This window comes from Rhizobium sp. RHZ02 (genome assembly GCF_014851575.1).
Taxonomy (GTDB): Bacteria; Pseudomonadota; Alphaproteobacteria; order Rhizobiales; family Rhizobiaceae; genus Rhizobium; species Rhizobium altiplani.
The window spans coordinates 1-18,801 of sequence record NZ_JACUZX010000016.1 but is presented as its reverse complement, the minus strand read 5'-3'; the positions used below and the strand labels follow the sequence as shown (position 1 = coordinate 18,801).

The 18,801-nt window shown below is 56.3% G+C and carries 25 protein-coding genes and 1 pseudogene; 15 read left to right on the top strand and 11 right to left on the bottom strand.

All coding sequences use genetic code 11. The features are described from left to right. Window positions 1–32: 32 nt before the first annotated feature. The 3 genes from IB244_RS32360 (at window position 33) to IB244_RS20610 (ending at window position 1,933) form a co-directional block, all read left to right on the top strand. Complete coding sequence (locus tag IB244_RS32360) at window positions 33–209, top strand: DUF2934 domain-containing protein (RefSeq protein ID WP_312867259.1); 177 nt, start codon at window positions 33–35, stop codon at window positions 207–209. Between the two features lie 2 nt (window positions 210–211). Continuing rightward, window positions 212–478: a response regulator gene (locus tag IB244_RS32355; protein WP_246733880.1), complete on the top strand. Its 267-nt coding sequence runs from the start codon at window positions 212–214 to the stop codon at window positions 476–478. Window positions 479–760: 282 nt separating this feature from the next. Next, window positions 761–1,933, top strand: coding sequence for a hypothetical protein (locus IB244_RS20610; RefSeq protein WP_246734545.1), 1,173 nt, complete (start codon window positions 761–763; stop codon window positions 1,931–1,933). A 131-nt stretch (window positions 1,934–2,064) separates the two neighbouring features. Here the strand turns inward: IB244_RS20610 and IB244_RS20605 are convergent, their stop codons facing one another. From IB244_RS20605 to IB244_RS20590, 4 genes are all read right to left on the bottom strand, one after another. Further along, window positions 2,065–2,286, bottom strand: coding sequence for a hypothetical protein (locus IB244_RS20605; RefSeq protein ID WP_029792648.1), 222 nt, complete (start codon window positions 2,284–2,286; stop codon window positions 2,065–2,067). 273 nt (window positions 2,287–2,559) lie between these two features. Next, window positions 2,560–3,870: a cation:proton antiporter gene (locus tag IB244_RS20600; protein WP_192305386.1), complete on the bottom strand. Its 1,311-nt coding sequence runs from the start codon at window positions 3,868–3,870 to the stop codon at window positions 2,560–2,562. 3 nt (window positions 3,871–3,873) lie between these two features. Further along, entirely contained in the window at window positions 3,874–4,968 is a 1,095-nt protein-coding gene (locus IB244_RS20595; RefSeq protein ID WP_192305384.1) for a flavodoxin family protein, read from the bottom strand. Between the two features lie 310 nt (window positions 4,969–5,278). After that, complete coding sequence (locus IB244_RS20590) at window positions 5,279–5,797, bottom strand: DUF992 domain-containing protein (RefSeq protein WP_192305382.1); 519 nt, start codon at window positions 5,795–5,797, stop codon at window positions 5,279–5,281. Between the two features lie 314 nt (window positions 5,798–6,111). Between IB244_RS20590 and IB244_RS20585 the strand changes: the two genes are divergently transcribed. Further along, window positions 6,112–6,393 (top strand): hypothetical protein, encoded by a 282-nt coding sequence (locus IB244_RS20585; RefSeq protein WP_113162964.1) that lies wholly within the window; start codon window positions 6,112–6,114, stop codon window positions 6,391–6,393. 136 nt (window positions 6,394–6,529) lie between these two features. Here the strand turns inward: IB244_RS20585 and IB244_RS20580 are convergent, their stop codons facing one another. Beyond that, window positions 6,530–7,795 carry a DUF763 domain-containing protein gene (locus IB244_RS20580; protein ID WP_169684207.1) on the bottom strand — a complete coding sequence of 422 codons (1,266 nt, stop codon included), beginning with the start codon at window positions 7,793–7,795 and terminating at the stop codon, window positions 6,530–6,532. A gap of 196 nt (window positions 7,796–7,991) precedes the next feature. On the opposite strand from IB244_RS20580, the gene IB244_RS20575 reads away from it, so the two are divergent. The 3 genes from IB244_RS20575 to IB244_RS20565 all read left to right on the top strand — a co-directional run bounded on the left by IB244_RS20575 (window position 7,992) and on the right by IB244_RS20565 (window position 9,480). Then, window positions 7,992–8,297 carry a hypothetical protein gene (locus IB244_RS20575; protein WP_192305380.1) on the top strand — a complete coding sequence of 102 codons (306 nt, stop codon included), beginning with the start codon at window positions 7,992–7,994 and terminating at the stop codon, window positions 8,295–8,297. 297 nt (window positions 8,298–8,594) lie between these two features. Next, window positions 8,595–8,774 carry a hypothetical protein gene (locus IB244_RS20570; RefSeq protein WP_169684205.1) on the top strand — a complete coding sequence of 60 codons (180 nt, stop codon included), beginning with the start codon at window positions 8,595–8,597 and terminating at the stop codon, window positions 8,772–8,774. A gap of 391 nt (window positions 8,775–9,165) precedes the next feature. Next, entirely contained in the window at window positions 9,166–9,480 is a 315-nt protein-coding gene (locus IB244_RS20565) for a helix-turn-helix domain-containing protein (RefSeq protein ID WP_169684204.1), read from the top strand. An 18-nt stretch (window positions 9,481–9,498) separates the two neighbouring features. On the opposite strand, the gene IB244_RS32350 is transcribed toward IB244_RS20565, so the two are convergent. Further along, window positions 9,499–9,693 (bottom strand): type II toxin-antitoxin system RelE/ParE family toxin, encoded by a 195-nt coding sequence (locus tag IB244_RS32350; protein ID WP_312867258.1) that lies wholly within the window; start codon window positions 9,691–9,693, stop codon window positions 9,499–9,501. 226 nt (window positions 9,694–9,919) lie between these two features. Then, a complete protein-coding gene (locus IB244_RS20555) occupies window positions 9,920–10,678 on the bottom strand; it encodes an endonuclease/exonuclease/phosphatase family protein (RefSeq protein ID WP_192305378.1) in 759 nt (252 codons plus the stop codon). 66 nt (window positions 10,679–10,744) lie between these two features. On the opposite strand from IB244_RS20555, the gene IB244_RS32945 reads away from it, so the two are divergent. Next, window positions 10,745–11,131 (top strand): YbhN family protein, encoded by a 387-nt coding sequence (locus tag IB244_RS32945; RefSeq protein WP_312867257.1) that lies wholly within the window; start codon window positions 10,745–10,747, stop codon window positions 11,129–11,131. 5 nt (window positions 11,132–11,136) lie between these two features. Next, complete coding sequence (locus tag IB244_RS32940; protein WP_312867256.1) at window positions 11,137–11,715, top strand: hypothetical protein; 579 nt, start codon at window positions 11,137–11,139, stop codon at window positions 11,713–11,715. Here the strand turns inward: IB244_RS32940 and IB244_RS32345 are convergent. Beyond that, the gene (locus IB244_RS32345; RefSeq protein WP_246734537.1) at window positions 11,665–12,534 is read right to left on the bottom strand and encodes a phospholipase D-like domain-containing protein; all 870 of its coding nucleotides are present in this window, start codon (window positions 12,532–12,534) and stop codon (window positions 11,665–11,667) included. The genes IB244_RS32940 and IB244_RS32345 overlap by 51 nt on opposite strands. Window positions 12,535–13,210: 676 nt before the next feature. On the opposite strand from IB244_RS32345, the gene IB244_RS20540 reads away from it, so the two are divergent. The 3 genes from IB244_RS20540 (at window position 13,211) to IB244_RS20530 (ending at window position 14,861) form a co-directional block, all read left to right on the top strand. Next, window positions 13,211–14,083 carry a hypothetical protein gene (locus tag IB244_RS20540; protein ID WP_246734535.1) on the top strand — a complete coding sequence of 291 codons (873 nt, stop codon included), beginning with the start codon at window positions 13,211–13,213 and terminating at the stop codon, window positions 14,081–14,083. A gap of 73 nt (window positions 14,084–14,156) precedes the next feature. Continuing rightward, window positions 14,157–14,318 carry a DUF1328 domain-containing protein gene (locus tag IB244_RS20535; RefSeq protein WP_113162970.1) on the top strand — a complete coding sequence of 54 codons (162 nt, stop codon included), beginning with the start codon at window positions 14,157–14,159 and terminating at the stop codon, window positions 14,316–14,318. 120 nt (window positions 14,319–14,438) lie between these two features. Continuing rightward, the gene (locus tag IB244_RS20530; protein ID WP_169684200.1) at window positions 14,439–14,861 is read left to right on the top strand and encodes a hypothetical protein; all 423 of its coding nucleotides are present in this window, start codon (window positions 14,439–14,441) and stop codon (window positions 14,859–14,861) included. A 24-nt stretch (window positions 14,862–14,885) separates the two neighbouring features. On the opposite strand, the gene IB244_RS20525 is transcribed toward IB244_RS20530, so the two are convergent. The 3 genes from IB244_RS20525 to IB244_RS20515 form a co-directional block, all read right to left on the bottom strand. After that, window positions 14,886–15,332, bottom strand: coding sequence for a hypothetical protein (locus tag IB244_RS20525; protein ID WP_113162972.1), 447 nt, complete (start codon window positions 15,330–15,332; stop codon window positions 14,886–14,888). 29 nt (window positions 15,333–15,361) lie between these two features. After that, window positions 15,362–15,574 (bottom strand): hypothetical protein, encoded by a 213-nt coding sequence (locus IB244_RS20520; protein WP_192305374.1) that lies wholly within the window; start codon window positions 15,572–15,574, stop codon window positions 15,362–15,364. A gap of 172 nt (window positions 15,575–15,746) precedes the next feature. Continuing rightward, window positions 15,747–16,247 carry a sigma-70 family RNA polymerase sigma factor gene (locus IB244_RS20515; protein ID WP_169684199.1) on the bottom strand — a complete coding sequence of 167 codons (501 nt, stop codon included), beginning with the start codon at window positions 16,245–16,247 and terminating at the stop codon, window positions 15,747–15,749. Window positions 16,248–16,891: 644 nt separating this feature from the next. Here IB244_RS20515 and IB244_RS20510 point away from each other — a divergent pair. The 3 genes and pseudogenes from IB244_RS20510 to IB244_RS20500 all read left to right on the top strand — a co-directional run bounded on the left by IB244_RS20510 (window position 16,892) and on the right by IB244_RS20500 (window position 18,729). Further along, the gene (locus IB244_RS20510) at window positions 16,892–17,158 is read left to right on the top strand and encodes a hypothetical protein (protein ID WP_169684198.1); all 267 of its coding nucleotides are present in this window, start codon (window positions 16,892–16,894) and stop codon (window positions 17,156–17,158) included. Then, window positions 17,159–17,897 (top strand): annotated as a pseudogene (locus IB244_RS20505) (SDR family oxidoreductase). It begins immediately after the preceding gene. 157 nt (window positions 17,898–18,054) lie between these two features. Further along, the gene (locus IB244_RS20500) at window positions 18,055–18,729 is read left to right on the top strand and encodes an alpha-amylase family glycosyl hydrolase (protein WP_246734533.1); all 675 of its coding nucleotides are present in this window, start codon (window positions 18,055–18,057) and stop codon (window positions 18,727–18,729) included. Window positions 18,730–18,801: the final 72 nt, after the last annotated feature.

The window sequence follows — 18,801 nt, the reverse complement described above, 5'->3', positions numbered from 1 at the left end:
CATGTCATGGCTGCAAAACCAGGGGACGAACGATGATGGCCGATAACAGACAGGATTGGATCGCTCACCGCGCATACGCACTTTGGGAGCAGGCGGGACGACCGTACTGGGAAGACAAGATTCATTGGCGACAGGCTGTCCTGGAGGGAGAGCTCTCCTCAAGCAGACCGGCGCCTCTGCCGGCGGTCAGGAAGTCTTCGATCGCCTAGGCATGACGGAAAGACCTGTCAGGCGCGATCGTGCCACCAACATCCTCGTTGTCGAAGACAAGGCGAAGCTTCGTTACGATACTGTTGATTTGCTCGAAAAGGCCGGCTACCGCGTTTTGAAGGCAGCGAATGCGGACGAAGGGTTGGTCCTCTTCAAAATCAATCAGATCGACACGCTTTTTACTGATATCGATATGCCGCGCAGCATGGACGGCCTAGGTCTTGTGAAACCGTGCATGTCCGATGGCCCGAAACCGGAGTTATCGTGACCTCGGACGCCGTCAGGCTCTCCCCCGCGGCATTGAAAGCGGCGTAGATTTCATCTCCAAGCCAACCTCCAACACTGAGCTGTTGAAAATGATGGGTTAATCGCCACCTTGTTCTGTCGTCGGATTTTGGAAAGTCCGGCGAGTTGAGAACGGGCTTGGTCTTAAGGGGTTTCACGAATGCCCTTGTCTTCCCAAGGCTTCGGTATTGTCGCTACTTTCACAGAGGCGTTTCAATTATCTCGGTTTAGACGACCATGAACGAGTAGTCGACCTTGACTACCATTGTCGGTATCTGGTCCGTTCCTTATTGTATGGACCTTCAAATCTTCTGCCTTCGCCGTGCGTTTCGCGCTGCGGAAACGCGAAAACTTGAATTATCCGTCTTTTGAAAGCTACAACGGTTCGAAGACGCGCGGTAGAGGTGGGATTGAGATGTGGAGAATGAAAATTAGCCAAACCCTCGCCAGCCTGGCATTTTGCATCAGCGCGGCGGGCAGCATTGCATTGGCAGACGAAACGCCCCCGCCGAAGTGCCTGCGGATTGTATCGGAAGCATTTGAGAATTTCGTGATATCTCCGCTTCATGTTTCCCCCTCAGGTGACGGGGCGATTTACGCCGGCAAATCTCAGTCTGATACGCAGCCAGCAATTGCTGATGTCCCGGAAAAGGCACGAAGATTGCTATTGGAAACGATCGAGTCCGGCAAAGGATGGGCGGCTTACGGCACCAGGACAAATACAGAGAACAAGTTGGAGACGCAGGTTCTTTACGTCTTCGAGGATGGCGATTCTTGTGCGACCTTTCCGAAGGTTCCCAAACGCATCAGCACTATTTACCTGCCCGGGGGAGTATCTCGATCTCTCCTGTTGTTTTTCCGCCAACCGACAAGCGGGGACGACGCGGAACTGCGTACGCGACTTCAGGCATTCCTGACCAAGACAAACCAAGACCGCCCCGTCACTACCGCGCCACATGCGGTCAAGGGCGCAAGGCTACAGAAGATCGATTCCGGCCAATTCGTCAGTAAATGGAGCAACGTCTTTCCGCCAGCAATGCTTGCCAGTCTGGCGCGGTGGCAGGATGCTTGCAACGCGCGCAGCGACGGCTCTAAAATGGACCTCTCCGACAGGTTTATCGACAGGATGGACGTCGACGGGGATGGTGACGAGGACTGGGTTGCGAACGGATACGGCCTTTACTGTATAGGCCCAGATGGGAACCGGAGACAAATGGCCGGTGACGATAACGGCGCGACGGTCTGGGTATTGCTGTCGGATGGGAAAAAGCTTGGGCTAGCAGCTGAACTGCGCTTTGCCCACGGGGATACAATCCGGCAATACACTGGATATTCGGTCATCGTTTCGAAACTTGGTATCTTTCCGCTGCGTGGCGGTCCGATTGGCGAACCGGTCCAGGTCCTGCCCAAGGGCGGGCGCGTGGCATACAAGCTTTGAAACGCTTTTGTATTGATCTGCACCGCAGCAAACCGGACACCTTCCTTAAGCAATCAGGTCATGCCTCCGCGCTGAAGGTCAGTCCAAGAGTTCTGCGCGAACAGAATGCTGCCGTAACCGCAGTGGATGCACTATCTACTGTTGATGACGATGTCGTTGCGGATCAGGTCTGACAATTCAGCTTCATCGGTTACCCCAAGTTCGATCCACTGGAGCAGGCTTTTTGCCTTTCGGCCCGCTTCAACACTTCCCCTTGGATAATCGTTCTCTTCGCACCAGCATTGCAGGATGCGATCAATCATGTCGTTCACTCTCGATATTAACACCGGTTTCGCCAGCTCAATCCGCCGCATCTGCCCCCCCTACCCGAATGAGGTCAAGCCTAGAAGGGCCGGCGGTAGGAAGGCAATGCGCGATATATGAGAGTTCTCTTATGTGACGGTGGTTGAAGCCGGCCTGTTGTAAAACGGCCATAGTAGTCAAGTGTTTAGACCATTGGGACGATGCCGAACGCAAACCAATCCTCGTCCCTCCTGACACGTAGTCCCCTTTGTGCAGCGTTTGATGGTTCTTTAACGCCTCGGCTAATCCGCGCTGACGCGTAATCGAGGGGCCGAGTCACGAGTTCACGCGCGGCCCGATCCTTCGCCTCGCTCGAGTGAATTGCGCCCCATTGCGGTCATCCCGTCGATCCGCCGGGCCGGGTCCACACCGCGGCGCCGGTCGATCCATTTCATTACCGGCGTTACCGATACCCCGTGAAGTACAATCGATACGAGAATGATCAAAAAGACAGTCGACCAGACGGTCTCGATAGCCTCGAACTGCACCTTTCCGGAGGCGTAGGCGAGATAGTAGATCGAACCAAGACCACGGATGCCGAAGACAGCGATTATCAACTTCTCAGCCGTGGGGTGTGGGCAACCAAGCATGGAAATCCAGCCGCACACAGGACGGACAACGGCCAGGACCAGACCCGCGACCACCACCACCCGCCAATCTGCGAAGGAGATCAGTTTTCCCTCCGCCACCGCCGACCCGAAGCAAACAAGCAGCAACATCATTAAGAGCCGTTCGATCTGCTCTCCAAAATCATGCAGTTCCTCATGATAGTCGCTACTGCGCTCGATGGAACGAAAGGTAAGTGCGGTTACAAAGACGGCCACAAATCCGTAGCCATGAACGAGTTCCGTTGCAGCGTACGACACACAGGTGAAGCCGAGCGCGGCCAACCCGTCGCCGGTTTTGGCGAGCCGGCCAGCTTCAGGGGCCCTGAAAGTGAGAAAGCCGAGGAGGCGACCGACGGCCCAGCCAACGGCCACGCCGGCGGCAAGCCGCCAAACGACGTCCACCACGAACCACCGAGCTGTCCAGCCCCAGTCACCGCCACTTGCCGCGATGGCGATCGCGGCCATGACAAACGGAAAACTCAGTCCATCATTCAGTCCGGCTTCGGACGTCAGTGCGAAACGGATGTCATCTTTTTCTCCGGTCTTCGGAGGACCGACCTGCACATCAGCCGCAAGTACCGGATCGGTCGGGGCAAGCGCCGCCCCCAGAAGGAGGGCTGATGCCAGGCCAAGGCCCAGAACGCTCCAGCCCAGGAACGCAATAGCACCTATCGACAAGGGCATCGCCAGTCCGAGCAGACGCCACGTAGTCATCCACCGCCGCCATCCAAGCGGTCGGTCGATCTTCAATCCGGCGCCCATCAACGCGACGATCACGACGAATTCCGTGAAATGCTCGGTCCATACCGCGTTCTCAAGGGGGTTCATGCGCGGAAGTGGAGAAATTGGGGACCATGCCAACAAAATTCCGATGCCAATGCAGCAGATGGGCAACGACAGCGGAATGCGCCGGAGAACGAGTGGAAGCCACGCGGTGAGAAGCACGACGGCACCGAACAGAAGCAGCGTCACGGCGTAAGAGTTCAAGTCCTATTTCTCCCGCGCCTGCTTCAACCGCGAGCCTGCGGCGATCTGATGACCCTGCCTCTTCGCAACGACGGCTTCCAAAAGAGTCCGAGCGGCATTGCGAACCTCTTCTTGGAATGCCTGGTCCTTTTCGAAGGCGACGTGATTTGTTGCATAGGGCTCCCAGTAGCCGATGTAGCGATCGACCTCAGCAAGGGGGCCGGCTGGAACAAGCGCCATCGATTTCAACCAGTCGGAAACACTGCGACGGACGCCTTCCGCGCCCTCGGTGTCTCCGTGGACGATCACCGAGAAAATGCGTCCTTCGAGATGGCGAGGGTAGTGCCAACCCTTCATCTCGATCTCCTTGGCCTCTTTTGCGTGTTTTCCATGGGTCGTCGTTGGATCCGGGTTACCTCCGTCTGCGCAGACAAGTCGGTCGATCATCAGCTTGAGAGGGGATGAGGTCTGATACCAATTGACAGGGGTCACGATCATGATGCCATGGGCCTCGACCCACAGTGGATAGATTTCGTTCATCCAGTCATGAACCTGTCCGAGCGAATAGTTCGGATGGCAGGAGCACGGCCAATGACAAAGTGCGGCCGACGTCGAAAAGCAAGCTTTGCAGGGATGGATCTGACGGCCATATTCGGAAGCAACACGACTAAGGTCCAGAACATTGATGGTCACCATCGGGTTTTGCTCCAGCACCGACCGCGCCGTCTGGATCATGCGGAAACTCTTGGAGACTTCGCCAGGACAAGTATGCTCGCCACGGGATGACCCGTTGATGAGGAGCAAGCGATGTGGCCCGTTCTGGTTATCATGCCGGCGCTTGGCTTCGTGAATGGCTTGGCGCGCATCAAGCCAATCGGCGGCGAGATCACAGTCCGGGTCCGCAAACTCGCAGCCAGCCTTGCGAGTTCTCGGAATCTTGCGGGAATTTTTGTAAGCGTCCCAAGCCGCAGCACTGATCTTTGTGAGCTCTGGTGTGAGAGGCTCGTAAGCCGGATCCTGGAACTGATTGAGGAAGCGACGCCTGAACTCGTCTTCATCAAGGCGCGGGCTTGGACTGCCTTTTCTTGCTTCAAGGTCGGCCGAAGATATGTTTGACATTCGTGAACTCCTTGACCTTAAGCAACAACGTCACTTCAAACCCGGAGTTCCTGAGGTTTAAAGCTTGTCATGCTTGTGTCTACACTCACGTTGATCGCATGTTGGCAAGTCGCGCTCCCCGGTCCGCTCACTTAGGTGATCGCCCATTTTGGCGAACCATTCATCCGCTTGCGGCGTATCTGCGAATTCCCGCTTTCGTTAAGCCGCCCTATGCTGGAAGGTCCGATGCCATTGCCTGGCGGCGCCGGGGCGTCGCCAGGTTGTGACACATCTCGGTTCGGATGACTCTGGCTTTCCGCATCCGTTCCGATCAACGAACTAGAGAGAGCTGCAATCGCGAGACGCCAGCCGCAACGTTCAGCCCGGTTCCGGTCTGTCCGCTGACAGGCTGAAGCGCAAAGTTTTCGGCATTGCCCCCGACGAGAGCATTAGCACCAAGGCCAACACCGATTGCCGCGTTCGCGGACGCACCGACATAGGTACCGGCGAGATCGACTTCACCGACGCGCGTCGGCTTTGTATTGACGACAACCCAACTCAAATAGGACTTGCCACTTACGCCGATATCAAGACCAAGCTTGCCAATCGATCCGGCATACTGCTCCACCCAACCGCCTTGTTGGCGAAATCGGCAGTTGATCGCACGGTTCGATCCGATAACCATTCCCACCCCTCCGGCGACCTCGCACGACAGCGTGCCCAGTCTCTGGCGCGGTTCTTTCACGATGACTACTTTTTGCGTGGGCTGCGTCTTGTGGGTCGTAGCTGCCCAGCCGCCCGAAGGAATTGTAAAAGCCACGGCTGCGATGGCTAGGATAAGGTTTTTCATCTCGGGTTCCTCTCAATTGTTAATCCATATGGCCTTGGAATTAACCGATCCCGAGGGCAGAGGTTCCGTCCTCGCCTCTGCGAAGCGCTGCGATCCGGATGGAACGAGGACGAGCGCGCGCGTCCATCAAACTCTTCAACTTACGACGAGCCGGGGGAACGGGCAGCGCTTGCCGGGCGTCGCAGACCCGTGCAACCAGCGCTTGTCAGCTATGATTTGCATTCCTGAAGTGGGGCCCCCACCTTTTTAGCGATCAGATAACTTCACCATGAAAAAGCGCCGCGAATTAAAGCTGTTCGCGCGAGGAGGCTGTCATGAATGCGATTTCCAAGAGACTGGACGAGATGACCCTCGTTGAAAGAACCAACTTGCTGGAGACGGTCGCCGACGCTTTGGAAGCGAGCGCAGATGAAGCTGAAACCTTGGGCGATGCACGGTTTGTGACCAATTCAACGTGCCTCGCCTCAACAATCCGCGGGCTGTGCGGCGATCTCGCGCTACGCGATTTCCCAGCTGCCGAGCTTCTGCTGGAGCAGGGCATGCTGCTGGTGTACCAGTTTTCCAACAGGAAGGGCGCCCGCCCATACCTAAACTGACCTTCCGACAAATCGGCAATTGAGCAAGACGGACAGTGATCTGCTGGGTCCGAGGAAGGTTGAGGCGGTATCGGTTCAGGGTGCGTGAGGCCGGATTTTTCGTCGCTTCTCGAAACAGGGGCGATACCCCCAATCATCAAGGCTTGCGGCGCAGGTGTTCTCTGTCTTCCCGTGTCGGATGCTCCCACCCGAATACACTGCGGCCGCCCCGTTCGTGCGACCGCAAGAATTCGCCGGCGACGATCTCCTTCAGATCTGGCCCTGTAACATAGCGTTCCAGTTGCCGCGACTGATCATCGAGTCGCCTCAAAGCCTGTAATTCCTCTTCGCGGCCAAGCCTTGCCCGGCCGACGGCGGACCTCATTACCTTGATTGTTTCGTCATAGACTTTGACCGGCACAGGGAAAGGATGGCGATCCTTTCCGCCATGGGCGAGCGAGAAGCGGGCGGGGTCCGAGAAGCGACATGGCGCGCCGTGAACAACCTCGGCCACCATTGCCAGGGCATTCACTGTCCGTGCACCGATTCCCGGAATTAGAAGAAGATCTTCAAAATCTTTTGGGCCGCGGTCGGCCGCTGCCGCCAGTGTCCCATGCAGGCGTTTCATGTCGACGTCCTTCTCACGCACGTCGTGATGGGATGGCATGATGAGGTGGGGCAACAGTGGCTGGGCCGCATTTTTCTCTTCCCGCGCCGGTTCAAGCGCGATGACCTCCCGCAGGATTTTATCCGGCCCCAACACGCCCAGCAAATCAAGCTGACTCCTTCTCGAGCTTTCCGCTCGATGGTCAGCAAGATTGACAATATTCCCCTGTCCGCGTCCTTCGATTGCTGAATGCGGAGAATCCACAAAGCTCCTGAGACCCTCCGAATGCCAGTGATACCGTCGTGCCTGCCTCTTGCCGCCGTTCATGCCTTGCTGGACCACGACCCATTTACCGTCATCAGTGACAATGAAGCCGTGCAGGTAAAGATCGAAACCATCCTGGACCGCAGCGCTATCAACTTTGGCGACCAGCCTGCTGGTGCGCGCAAGAGCGGCGCCATCAATTCCCACGCGATTGCCGATGGCCATCAGCTCGTCAGGAGTCTGCCTCGAATGCCTGCCGCGGCCGCCGCAGACATGAATGCCGAGTTCGCCGGCCATCGGATTAAGGCCCCGCTTCAACGCTCCGATGACACTTGTCGTGATGCCGGACGAATGCCAATCCATGCCCATGACTGCACCGAAAGACTGGAACCAGAACGGGTGTGCCATGCGGCTGAGCAATTCGTCGCGACCGTAGTGAATGACGATTGCCTCGGTGATGACCGCACCGAGCCGTGTCATGCGCTCGCCCAGCCATCGTGGGACGCGGCCACCATGAAGAGGAAGATCGGCGCTGCCGGCTCGTTGGACCATGTAAAGCTTATAAAATGGTTTGAGACGGCGAGACAACGATAAAGTTCTTGAAGCGCCGTAATGCGAGAATGGGCAAAGCTTTTTCTTTGCAGAGCGGCCGATTGTGTTGTCGCATTGTTTTCGCGCTGACCGGTGGGCGGTTGCCGTGAATCAATTTTTCCACCAAACCTCTACCAGGGCGACAAGGAGGAAGGAATTGTTCAGGGCAATTGCGGGCGGACGTCAGAAGGAGCAAGAACGAGTGACAGAAGAGCCTTGCAAGATTTTGCAGGAGGGTCACAGGCGTCTTCGTAAAGCGGATATTCAGCGATACGAAGCGCGAGAGCGCGTCGCCGGAATCCCGATGCCGCTGTCGCTTAAACATTATAAGGTTCAAGTTGAGTACGTGATCGCCGCTTTGTCAAAGCTCGATCCGCTTCCACCCGATTACATGTCAGATGGCTATTGGCCATCCTTCGAGAATGCCGACCGGCAGTTTGGCCGCGAAGGTATGAAAGGATGAACACGCTTTGATAATCATCAATGGTCGTCGGATCTGCGCAATGTATCGATCGACTTCGCAAGACCCGGAAAAGCAAAGAAAACGACGTCGTTAGCGCAAAGCACACCACTTCTTGTTACGCGCGCCATTCCGTTCGGGGCTATTCGCAAAGGCCCGAGCGCTCTCATCCGACGCTCACTCCGACTATGTCCTCTATAGCCTGAAAAAGGGCCTTACAGGGACCTTTGTCCAATGGACTTACCTATGGGCGGGTGTACCATATGCTGGTGGTTGAACGACATGTATTGGTAGGTGACAATGGACATCGAGCCATTATTCGACGCCGTGATCGACCGCCGCAATGGGCAATACAAAGTGTCGATAAGAGACGGAGACATCACTGCAGAGCGTGTATTTTCTTCCGAAGAAACCGCCGAGCAGTTTAGGCAAGATGCCTACAACAGCCTGAAGACGAAATACGCCCAAAAGGGGTTGTGACCTTGCTCTAGGTTCGGTGAGCCTCAAACAAGTAGCTTCTTTCCAACAGGACCGCAGGCGACAATAAACTGGGTCGGTCAGAGAACGTCGATTTTTCCGACCATAGAGCATGCCCAGACCGTCTGGGCCGATGCATCCGAGGTCATGTGCGCAATCGACCAGCAGCGTGGCGTTATGCTCTCGGCACAGCTCCTGCAGAGCTGCCAAGTCAGGCGTGCCTAGTAGGCCAAGATGACAGGGACTGAAGAGAGGGCTTGCGGGCGAGCCAAGTCCGCCAGGGCGGATATTGCGCCTGACCATAGGACCTAAAACGCAAAAAAACAATTTGGAACTAACTTGACGCCCCAATCATTCTTGATTATATACTGAAACCTGTATAAAGGGAAGGCAAATGGAACGGCTTGTCTATGACAACGTCTTCGAGTCACTCGTTGACGACAAGGATGAAGCTGCCGATTTGAGCTTCCGGGCTGCCCTGATCTCCGCTCTCGTCGATCTAATCCAGGATCGCGGGTGGAAACAAGCAAATGCAGCAGAAGCACTAGGCATACCACAGCCAAGAGTTAGCGAGCTGATGCGGGGGAAGGTTCACCTATTCTCCGCTGATAGGCTCATTGGCTATCTGGCCCGCCTCGGCGTTCGCTTCAAACCATCCTTTGAACATCACAGAATAGTCTGCGATGTAGAAATGACAGAGGCCGCTTAACGCGGCCTAAGTTGTCTCTTATATCTTCCTTTGCTTCTTCCGAGCGTTAACCTCTTTCATCATCGCCTTGAAGCGCTCGTCCACCGTCTTCATCGCTGCCCTATCGACCCCGTTTGTGGTTTTGGTGAAAGCGTGCAGCACGAAGACGGTATCGTACTTGGCGCAGTATACTGCTCGGTAAGCCGGACTTCCGTTCTCGATCAGCTCTATCACGCCAGGTCCGATTCCACTTCAATGTTTAAAATCCGACAGGGGATCCTTGCCTTCTTGCACCCGCTGCAGGTCCGTCGCGAATTGGAGGTCCGATCTCCTTCGGAAGAGCCTTCATCGCCTTCAGTGCGGAATTATTGACGTACTCTAAATTCAATTTTTTGGACATTTTCCCTCATCACTTCATAAAACCTCTCTTTCCAGCCACTCGATCCCAAGCCTCGCAAGCTTATTCGATGCGAAAGCCTACCAACAGCGGCAGGTGATCTGAGGCTCGACGTGCAAGCGGATCGAATACAATTGACGACAACCTTACCCGGATTTCCTGCGATACGAAGACATGATCGATACGCAAAAGGGGAAAGCGCGAAGGAAATGTCGGTCGAGGCTTTATTGTTGTCAATAATTGCGCATCTTGAAAGTGCATTGACAGCCGTTTGTAGGCGGAAGTCGAGGGTGTGGCATTCAGATCTCCGCAGACGATTGACGGCGAGGAACGAAACTCGGCATGTCCAATCCAGTCGTCGCCGAACAGCGCTGCGACCTGCCGGATACGGTCGCGGTTGCGAAGCCCTAGGTGTGTATTGAGAACGTTAAGCGGTTGCCCGTGAACATCGACCTGCACCCAGATTGCGCCGCGCGTTTCGCCGATCGAGGGGAGGGGTGCCGCCCTTATCAGGCGCACGGGCAGTGCCGTCAGAATGGCGTCGCCATAGCGTTCTTCCTCGACATGCAGTGCCGGGTGAAAGTGGGCGTTCATCTTTAGCAGCGTCGCAATAGTCGCTGCCTGGTCGACACCGCCGGTTCTTCTTCGGCCGACGTCCAGCTCCTGGAGTGCAATGATGTCTGCTTGAGATTGCGCAATAACATCCGCAATCCGGTTCAGGTCAATTCTGCGGTCCGTCCCGACACAGCTGTGAACGTTGTAGGTGAGAATCTTGATCTCGCGTTGGTCGCGTGGGGGACATGAGGGTGGTGGTGTAGCCATTCAGCCGGAACCCGTCTGGCCCAATTTCGTTCCCAAAGACAAAGACATCAAACGGACGGATCCTTCATGTCGACAAGGCGCATCCTTTTCAATATTTTTCTCGTGTTCGGCCTGCTGCTTGCGGCCTACCTGCTCTACAAGGTCTTCAACCGGTATACCTTTGACGAGATCCTGCAATCGATTGACCGGTTTCCCCGCTGGCGTCTGGTTTCCGGCTTTGCATTTTGTGCTCTTTCCTATCTTTGCCTCACGGGCTTCGATTGGATGGCTTTGCGATATGTTGGCCGGCCGCTGGCCTATCCGAAAGCAGCGATTGCCTCTTTCACCGCGCTTGCGATCGGCCATAATCTTGGCGTGGCCGCCCTGAGCAGCGGCGCCGTTCGATATCGCTACTACACACGATGGGGCTGGACGCTGAGGAGGTCGCCAAAGTCGTCTTGTTTTGCGGGGTAACGGTCATGCTCGGGCTGTCTGCACTCGGAGGCATAGTCTGTCTCATAAATCCGACCGATGTCAGCAAACTGTTGGGTGTGAGCAGCAGCAATCCCTTCTGGATCGGTCTTGGCGTACTGTCACTGCCGGTAGCCTACGTCGTTCTTTACGCCACGGTGCGCTCGCCATTGCGGCTCTGGAAAGGGTGTTTCACAATGCCGAACATCAGACTTGCAGTTGGACAGATCGCGATTGGTACGCTTAACTTCACCTTCGTTGCCGCATGTCTGCATCAGGTCCTGGCAAGCGAGGCGCCGGTGAGCTTCGTCCAAAGCGCAACGGCGTTCGTCCTCGCCAACGTGGCCATTCTTGTCGCTCACGTGCCCGGCGGCCTCGGTGTGCTGGAGGCCACAGTCACGACCGTGCTTCCAGGCGCTGCATCGATCGGGGGGCTCGTGGCATTCCGCGTGATTTATTTCCTGGTGCCGTTGCTGTTGGGATTGCCCGTTTTCGCAATCAGCGAGTTGATAACCCGCAACGTAAAAAAGAAGCGGCTAGACAAGGGTCGCGAGAAACCGTCCGAGCCTCAAGCGCAACTTCTGTAGTGGCCAATAAGGCCGCCGGGGGTCGACAAGCGCGGACCCCGGCAAAAGGCCCGTCGCGCTGCAATCAGGATCGACCTCGTACTCTCTCAAGCCGCGCTCCCGGGTGTTCAGCGCAGCGATAGCTCCAAGCATTGATCGCGACTTCTCCACCTCACGGACCTCGGCAACGCTCGCGCTCAGGTGCTCCGCGATGAGGCGGTGGCGAAGTGACGTAATGGCCTCCTGATGGGCAGCGCAATCGGCTTCGAGTGCGAGATCGCACTCCGTATCCAGGCCTTCTGAACGATTGTTGAGGTTGGAGGATCCCACGCGTACGAAGCGGTCGTCGATGATAATGAGCTTCGAATGAACAGTGATTTCCTCCTCGCCGCCATTGTTGTCAGACGTGACGGCATACATCACCTTCAGTCGATCGAACCAATCGGCGCGCTTCAGACGCCGTATCAGGCGGTCGCGGTTACTACCCATGGCGAACTTCTCGATCCAACCGTGCGAGGTCTTTGTGACGATTATCGCGATCTCAGGCCCGTTCGGCTCCTTCAATCGCCTTGCAAGCGCCCGTCCGACGCCGCCGGACGCAAGATATTGAGTTTCGACATAGATGTATCTCTTGGCTGCGCCAATGGCATCGCGCGTGAGCCGACGTGCCTCATAGCGTCCACGTTTGCCAATGAGGCCAGGTTCGGTCAGGGCGATGGCCGCGGGAGCTTGAACCATGTCGGCCACCAAAGCTGGTCGGATGATCGTCGCATCGATCTCGGAAGACACATTCTCGCTGGTTGCCCTCTTCCAACGTCGTCTGGCCACATCACGGATCATTCCCGCTACCTCACCCGAAACCAGGCATTGAACATCGTGAACAGGCGGGTAGGGAGTACCGTCAGGGGAGAGTCTTAGAGGATTTGCACTCCGGTGGTCGGATTCGTCCCACCGTCTGGCTGTCAGGTCGATGCCACCCATGAAGGCGACACTTCCGTCGATTGAAACGAGCTTCTGGTGGTGGCAAGCACGCAGTGGATGTTTAAAATCGAAATTCAATGAGATCTGCGGATGTCTGGAGATTGGGCTCTGTCGAAACAGCCGCAATGACTTGCCCGAATAGATAGGACCCATCCCCCAAACCAGAATTCTGACCCTTAGTTGCGGGAGGTTATCCACTAGCGACAAGAGACGTTCGCCAAGTGTTTCGGTGCTTGAATGGGGTCGCAGGCGAATATCCGGGTTAAAATCCCAACCAATGATCCAGATCTCGCGCTGCGCTCGCCCAAGCGCGTCGTCGAGCGCAGAAAAGTATGCTTCGCCGTCGATCAGAAATGTAGCCTCATCAGCAACGCCAGTGCGCCAGGCGTTGCGTCCTTGGCGGACGATACTTCGTACAGGCTTTTGACCTGCCAAACGGCTTAGAGAAGGGAAGACAGTCCGGAAGCGATCCGGATTGGGGGCATTGTCTGCCAATCGATACTCGTGCATTTGGCGCTGTTTTTCCTGTAACGTCGTGGCGATTTTGATGTCTCGCGAAACGCGCGCGGCGAGCGGCCTGTTCCAGATCCGGCAAAAAAAATCGAGGGCCAGCTCAATACGATCGCAGTGGTGTCCGCCCAAACGTGCACCGTCCAACGCCGCGAAGGTAACGGCACGCCGGTTCCAACTTGTCGATGACTTGGCAACGGTTGCCCGCTCGATGACAGGGACGAAACGATGCCATCTCGCCCGGATTCACGACGTCCTTTCCTCACCTGCGCCGGGCGTTTGTCAGTTGACGCCTGACCGTTTTGACAGCGACGCCACGCTCCTGCCGAAATTGCCTGTTGTTGGTGTTTCGTGGACCAAAGGGCGCAATATGGAATTTATCAGTCGTTTCGTTGACCAGCCGATGCTTCAGGGGGCTTCGCGGGCACTCCAGATCTGGCATGAGAAAAGCCGGCGCTCCCCGGACGAGCTCGGTCCTGCTTGGGAGCTCATCGTGATTTCGTGCCTGATTGCTGTGAGCTGCTGGTTCCTCTCAGGAACTGGTTGGTTGATTGCGGCAAGTACCTTGATGCTTCTGTCATTGCGCCCCGCCTGGAACCTTCTGGCAGGGCCGAAGCGCGGTGACTATGACGCACGCGCCTATCGCGCAAGGGCGGCCCTCGCAATCAGGAAGCGAGAAACCGAGTGGTCGGTGCGGATGCTCGTGCTCCTCATTTCTGTCTGTCTGCCAATGATTACTCGCGCAGGCGATCAATCCGGAGAATTGTTCATCCTCGGAGCAGGTGTCTGGTTCGTTTTGACTGTTCCCGTGAATGCATATCTGGCCGCAGCCGAACCGCCGAAGCCCAATGATGGTGACTTCGCGTTCACCAGGAGCCGCACGCTGGCAGCTTTCTGACCCACTACTGGCCGGCCTCGGAACCAATCGCCTTTCGCTCCGTTTTCCTCTCGTCAAAATGACGGAGGTTGAAATGCTCTACTACGCTCTTGTATTTTTGGTGGTCGCATTGATTGCCGGTGTACTTGGTTTCGGCGGGATCGCTGGCGCTTCCGCATCGATCGCTCAGGTCCTATTCTTCATCTTTCTGGTTCTTTTTGTCGTCTCAATCGCAATGCGTGTGATCAAGCGATGAAAAATTCGTTGGAATGAGCCTCGCTCGGTGGCGGAAATCCGCCGCCGTGTCTGTTCGTGTGAGTTAGTGAGGAAAGCCTCCAGCTTCGCGATGACGCGCGGAAAATTTGGAGAGACTAGGATGACTGCCGACACTACTGGACGCCCGGTCGCGTTCGACACCGACGAGGACTTACAGGAGCACTTGGCTTTGCTGGAGGCAGATGCTCACGCGGATGATCGGGTCGTACCTGATGCGCTTTCGCGGCGAACTTTTGGGGACGTTCACGCTGATTTTTTAGCAGTACAGGACGAAGTTGAGCATCTTCGTGCAAGGCTTTCCGTTGTTACACGGCAAGCTGAGACTGTAATCCGTTCACGTGCCGAATGGGCGGATGCGAGCGCGCATGCGCAACTCGGTGACTACCCATGGCTGAAACTGGCGGGAGCAATGGTTGGTACCTATGTCCTGGCAAGCCTACTTCGCACCATACCGCTCGGATCAGCACTCACTGCGGCCCTGCCGCTTGTGGCAGCAGCCATTCAACGCCGGACCGAAGGATAAGGACCTCCGACCGCCGCCGGAAGTTCACGTCTGGGTCGATATGATTGTGTTCACCGAGACATTGCCGCCTAGTACACCACGTTTCAGGTCCGAACGTCCCCGCTCGATTTCGACAACCGTATAGAGCTTGTCGTCTCGAAAGGCACTTGCGTTCGATGTGGTGACATCCTCAGCTGGAGCAGCGTCAATCTCCATGAAATCGAGTTCCCGGCTCGCTGCTACAATACGAGCATCGCCAGCGGTTCGGGCCGCAACGATGACAATGCCATGGTTTGTGGCATTGTCCCACCGCGGATCATCTGGTGCGGCGATCGGTTCAAGCCGATAGACATTCAACGGCTCGTCCGGTGAGTACGTCTCGACTGCAGCAGCATCACGGATCTGGGCCTGACTCTCCGTCGAGCGACCAAAGGTCGTTCGACTGGTTGCATTATTAGATTCGTCCTGGCCCGTTTTGACGACGTTCGACATGGCTCGTTCTCCGTAAACTGCGCCTTTTGCTAACCTTGATCGTTGTCTTGCTTCACTTCTGAAATGTCGTAGTTGATGTTCCAGTCCTTGATCTTTTTGCTACCAGGGGGGACCTTGTTCACGGTGGCATCCTGCGATCCGGTGACCACTGCGGGCTTGGCACTTCCAACGCCGTCGCTTTCGCGCTTTGCTTGCGATGGTGCGAAGGCCCCCTTCGCGTCTGTCGCGGGTTTCGATTTCATGATTTCCTCCATTCTCAGTCTTGAACCGACGCGGCCCGACTTGGTTCCCTGGGTATTGCTGGCAATGGAAGGGCGCTAATCCCGTTAAAGGATTTCGGTTTGGAAATCTGCAACCGACGCCTTTCATCGTCCATCACAAGTGCGCGGGCGTTGACGACAGATCCCCAAGTGATTAGCCCGGTACTTCAAGTTCGATCATGAGATGCCGTCGCGCGCGATTGACACGGCTCTTGATAGTGCCGATCGGGCAATGGAAGTGATCGGCCGCCTCCTCGTAGCTGCGCCCATCAATGAAAATGAACTCAAAAGCGCTGCGATACTTGGCCGGCAGACTTGCACATGCCACCTCAAGCTCATGACCGCGAACCCTCCACTCCTGTTCGGGCGCGACGGCTCGCTTTAGCGACAAACCGTCCGCCATCCCAACGATCTCCCGTTTCGCAATCCGATACCGTGTGCAAAAACTGTTGCGCATAATGGTGAAGAGCCACGATTTCAGCCGCGTCCCCTCCTTGAAATGATCAAGGTTCGACAGAGCCTTAACAAGTGTTTCCTGTACAAGGTCATCTGCGTCGTTGGGATGCCTATAGAAAGTACGGGCAAACGCCCGTAGTGCCGGAATGAGCTCGGCAATTTCCTCGCTCATCGAGCCGGGAGAAATGGGTGCGGTCATTATCTCTTCCCCGCAACGGATACTCGAAGAAAAACCTCAAATGAGTGTTTGGTTCCAGCAAAACCGAATTGGTGCGATACCGCACGCTCGGGGCCGACCTCGGTCTATCGGAAGGCTACTATTACCGTCCGTTACCGTACGCGACGTCATGATTGACCTCTAATATATGGAAGTTACGATGGCTCCCGACCAAGCAACGGGAGAATGAATTTGACCTTCATGCGATGGCTTCGGGATGCAGATATGGCGATGCTCTCACGTTAGTTCAGACCTGGTACAAGCATTTTAACGCCAAACCGGACGAAAGAGCTTCCGAGGTACTTTGCGAAGCGGCCATAGATCTCTTTCACCAGGGTCATAACACCCAGGATGAACTGGTCACCCTTCTGATTTCTCGATATCCGGGCCCTGAGCCGATCCTGATCAACGCTCCTACCTCGGCGTCCGTACACTGAGAACTACTGTCGCAAAATTCTTGCCCTGAGTTTAAGAAGCACTGCACCTTCTCTCAGTATTCACGATACCCTGCCGACATTGATCGCGCGGGCAAGGCGCGCGCCCTTATGATGTCAGTATCTGTTTGGCATCGAAGGGGAACAACGCCTCGTCCCAAGCATTCCTTCTCGCCAGTGCAGGAGGACGTCATGCAGCTTCTCGAAACCCATGTGGGCTCTGTTGTCGATGGAAAGCTCACGGTCGAATTTGTCGGCGAGGGAGGCGAACTTGTTTCAGTCAGGGTGGTAACCGATGACCGCAGTCTCGGGGGAGAGAGCGCCGTGCGACGCGCCAAGGAGGTCCTGGTACAGCTTACGGCATTCGGAACCGACGGCAACGCCACCACTTTCGAACCTGTCGCTGCCGCCTCCCGAGCGACTCCGAGCGATCCCACGGAGCGCGACGAGGGACAATAGATGGCTAAGCCCGTTGCACTTGTCACAGGAGCGGGATCGGGGATCGGGCTGGCGACGGCAGAGAAACTGGCGCAAGCCGGCTACGATCTGTTCCTTTTCGATCTGGATCCAAGCGCGCTCGATGCACTCAAGAAGCGCCTTGAAAAAACCGGGACGACGGCAATAGCAATGGCAGGCGACGTCGCGTCGGAGCAAGATATGGAGCACGCGGCAGGTAAAATCTTGGAAGGTTTCGGACGCCTCGATGCGGTCATCGCAAATGCCGGCATAAATGGCGTATGGGCACCGATCGATGACCTCACGTGGGACCTACTTGACCCTGAATAAGATGGTTCCGTTACTGAAGCAGTCAGGGGGAGGAGCGATCGTCATCGTTTCTTCCATCAACGGGGTGCGCACATTCACGACACCAGGTGCAACCGCTTATAGCGCGACCAAAGCCGCCCAAGTCGCCATGGCCCAGCAGCTTGCCCTCGAGCTCGCCCGCCATGCAATTCGCATCAATGTCGTATGTCCTGGCGCGATCGAGACCAACATCGAAGATTCGACCGGGGTTCGACACAGGGAGGAGTCGGAGGCACCGGTGATCTGGCCGGAAGGTACCGTTCCGATCTCGGGAGGGGAGCCGGGGCGGGCTGGCGATGTGGCCGACTCCATCCTTTTCTTGGTGAGCACGTCCTCTCGGCACATCACTGGAAGCCCGGTCTTCGTCGACGGTGGACAGGGGTTGCTGCGATGAAAGACTGGGAATTTTTTTGGGGACCAGCCTCCAATCCCGACGGGTCAACCATCCTCAGGCTTTGGGCGCCGACGCAGGCGCGAATCTCTGTCGCGATCGATGATCGGCAGGTACCAATGGACCGGGCTGATGATGGCTGGTTTCCGTTACGGAAACCTTGGCCGACGATGCGGACTATTGGTTTGTCCTTGCGGACGGCACACGTGTTCCGGACCCGGCCTCACGGCGGCAAAGCGCCGGGGTGCTCGGACCATCTTGCCTCTGGGGATCCGACTTCAATTGGAAGGTACCTTGGAAGGGCCGTCCCTGGGAGGAGGCCATAATCTACGAGATTCATATTGGCACATTTACAGCCGAAGGAACGTTCGCGGCTGCAGAAAAGCACCTGCATCGGCTTGCGGAACTAGGTGTTTCGGCCGTCCAGATCATGCCGCTCGCACAATTTCCAGGCACAAGAGGGTGGGGATACGACGGCGTCTATCCCTATGCTCCTCATAATTCCTATGGTTCGCCAGACGACGTCAAAAGCTTTGTGGACGAAGCCCATCGATATGGCCTCATGGTCTTTCTTGATGTCGTTTACAACCACTTCGGACCAGAGGGGAATTTTCTGCCGCTTTATGCAGCAGAGTTCTTTCGTAAAGACGATCCAACACCATGGGGCCCGAAGATTGCGTTCGAAAGGGAGCCTGTGAGGCGCTTTTTCATCGACAACGTGATCTATTGGCTTGATCAATTCCGTTTCGATGGATTGAGGTTCGATGCCGTAGATCAAATTGAGGGTGCGCCGGGAGACCGGCAAGGAGTAGATGGTGAAAGTCCATTACGATGAAGGTGTAGCGAACCACGTCGGCCCCGAGCCGTGCGAAGGCATCCGCGAGGATGTCGGCGAAGCGTCGGTAGG

Excerpts from the sequence above, each read along its gene's own strand:
- IB244_RS20515 (WP_169684199.1), bottom strand. The coding sequence starts at position 16,247 with ATGACCGCACCCATTTCTCCCGGCTCGATGAGCGAGGAAATTGCCGAG.
- IB244_RS32940 (WP_312867256.1), top strand. The coding sequence starts at position 11,137 with ATGCTCGGGCTGTCTGCACTCGGAGGCATAGTCTGTCTCATAAATCCG.
- IB244_RS20555 (WP_192305378.1), bottom strand. The coding sequence starts at position 10,678 with ATGGCTACACCACCACCCTCATGTCCCCCACGCGACCAACGCGAGATC.
- IB244_RS20535 (WP_113162970.1), top strand. The coding sequence starts at position 14,157 with ATGCTCTACTACGCTCTTGTATTTTTGGTGGTCGCATTGATTGCCGGT.
- IB244_RS20590 (WP_192305382.1), bottom strand. The coding sequence starts at position 5,797 with ATGAAAAACCTTATCCTAGCCATCGCAGCCGTGGCTTTTACAATTCCT.
- IB244_RS20570 (WP_169684205.1), top strand. The coding sequence starts at position 8,595 with ATGGACATCGAGCCATTATTCGACGCCGTGATCGACCGCCGCAATGGG.
- IB244_RS20520 (WP_192305374.1), bottom strand. The coding sequence starts at position 15,574 with ATGAAATCGAAACCCGCGACAGACGCGAAGGGGGCCTTCGCACCATCG.
- IB244_RS20605 (WP_029792648.1), bottom strand. The coding sequence starts at position 2,286 with ATGCGGCGGATTGAGCTGGCGAAACCGGTGTTAATATCGAGAGTGAAC.
- IB244_RS20530 (WP_169684200.1), top strand. The coding sequence starts at position 14,439 with ATGACTGCCGACACTACTGGACGCCCGGTCGCGTTCGACACCGACGAG.
- IB244_RS32360 (WP_312867259.1), top strand. The coding sequence starts at position 33 with ATGATGGCCGATAACAGACAGGATTGGATCGCTCACCGCGCATACGCA.
- IB244_RS20510 (WP_169684198.1), top strand. The coding sequence starts at position 16,892 with ATGCAGCTTCTCGAAACCCATGTGGGCTCTGTTGTCGATGGAAAGCTC.
- IB244_RS20565 (WP_169684204.1), top strand. The coding sequence starts at position 9,166 with ATGGAACGGCTTGTCTATGACAACGTCTTCGAGTCACTCGTTGACGAC.
- IB244_RS20525 (WP_113162972.1), bottom strand. The coding sequence starts at position 15,332 with ATGTCGAACGTCGTCAAAACGGGCCAGGACGAATCTAATAATGCAACC.
- IB244_RS20595 (WP_192305384.1), bottom strand. The coding sequence starts at position 4,968 with ATGTCAAACATATCTTCGGCCGACCTTGAAGCAAGAAAAGGCAGTCCA.
- IB244_RS32945 (WP_312867257.1), top strand. The coding sequence starts at position 10,745 with ATGTCGACAAGGCGCATCCTTTTCAATATTTTTCTCGTGTTCGGCCTG.
- IB244_RS32345 (WP_246734537.1), bottom strand. The coding sequence starts at position 12,534 with ATGATCCGTGATGTGGCCAGACGACGTTGGAAGAGGGCAACCAGCGAG.
- IB244_RS32355 (WP_246733880.1), top strand. The coding sequence starts at position 212 with ATGACGGAAAGACCTGTCAGGCGCGATCGTGCCACCAACATCCTCGTT.
- IB244_RS20585 (WP_113162964.1), top strand. The coding sequence starts at position 6,112 with ATGAATGCGATTTCCAAGAGACTGGACGAGATGACCCTCGTTGAAAGA.
- IB244_RS20580 (WP_169684207.1), bottom strand. The coding sequence starts at position 7,795 with ATGGTCCAACGAGCCGGCAGCGCCGATCTTCCTCTTCATGGTGGCCGC.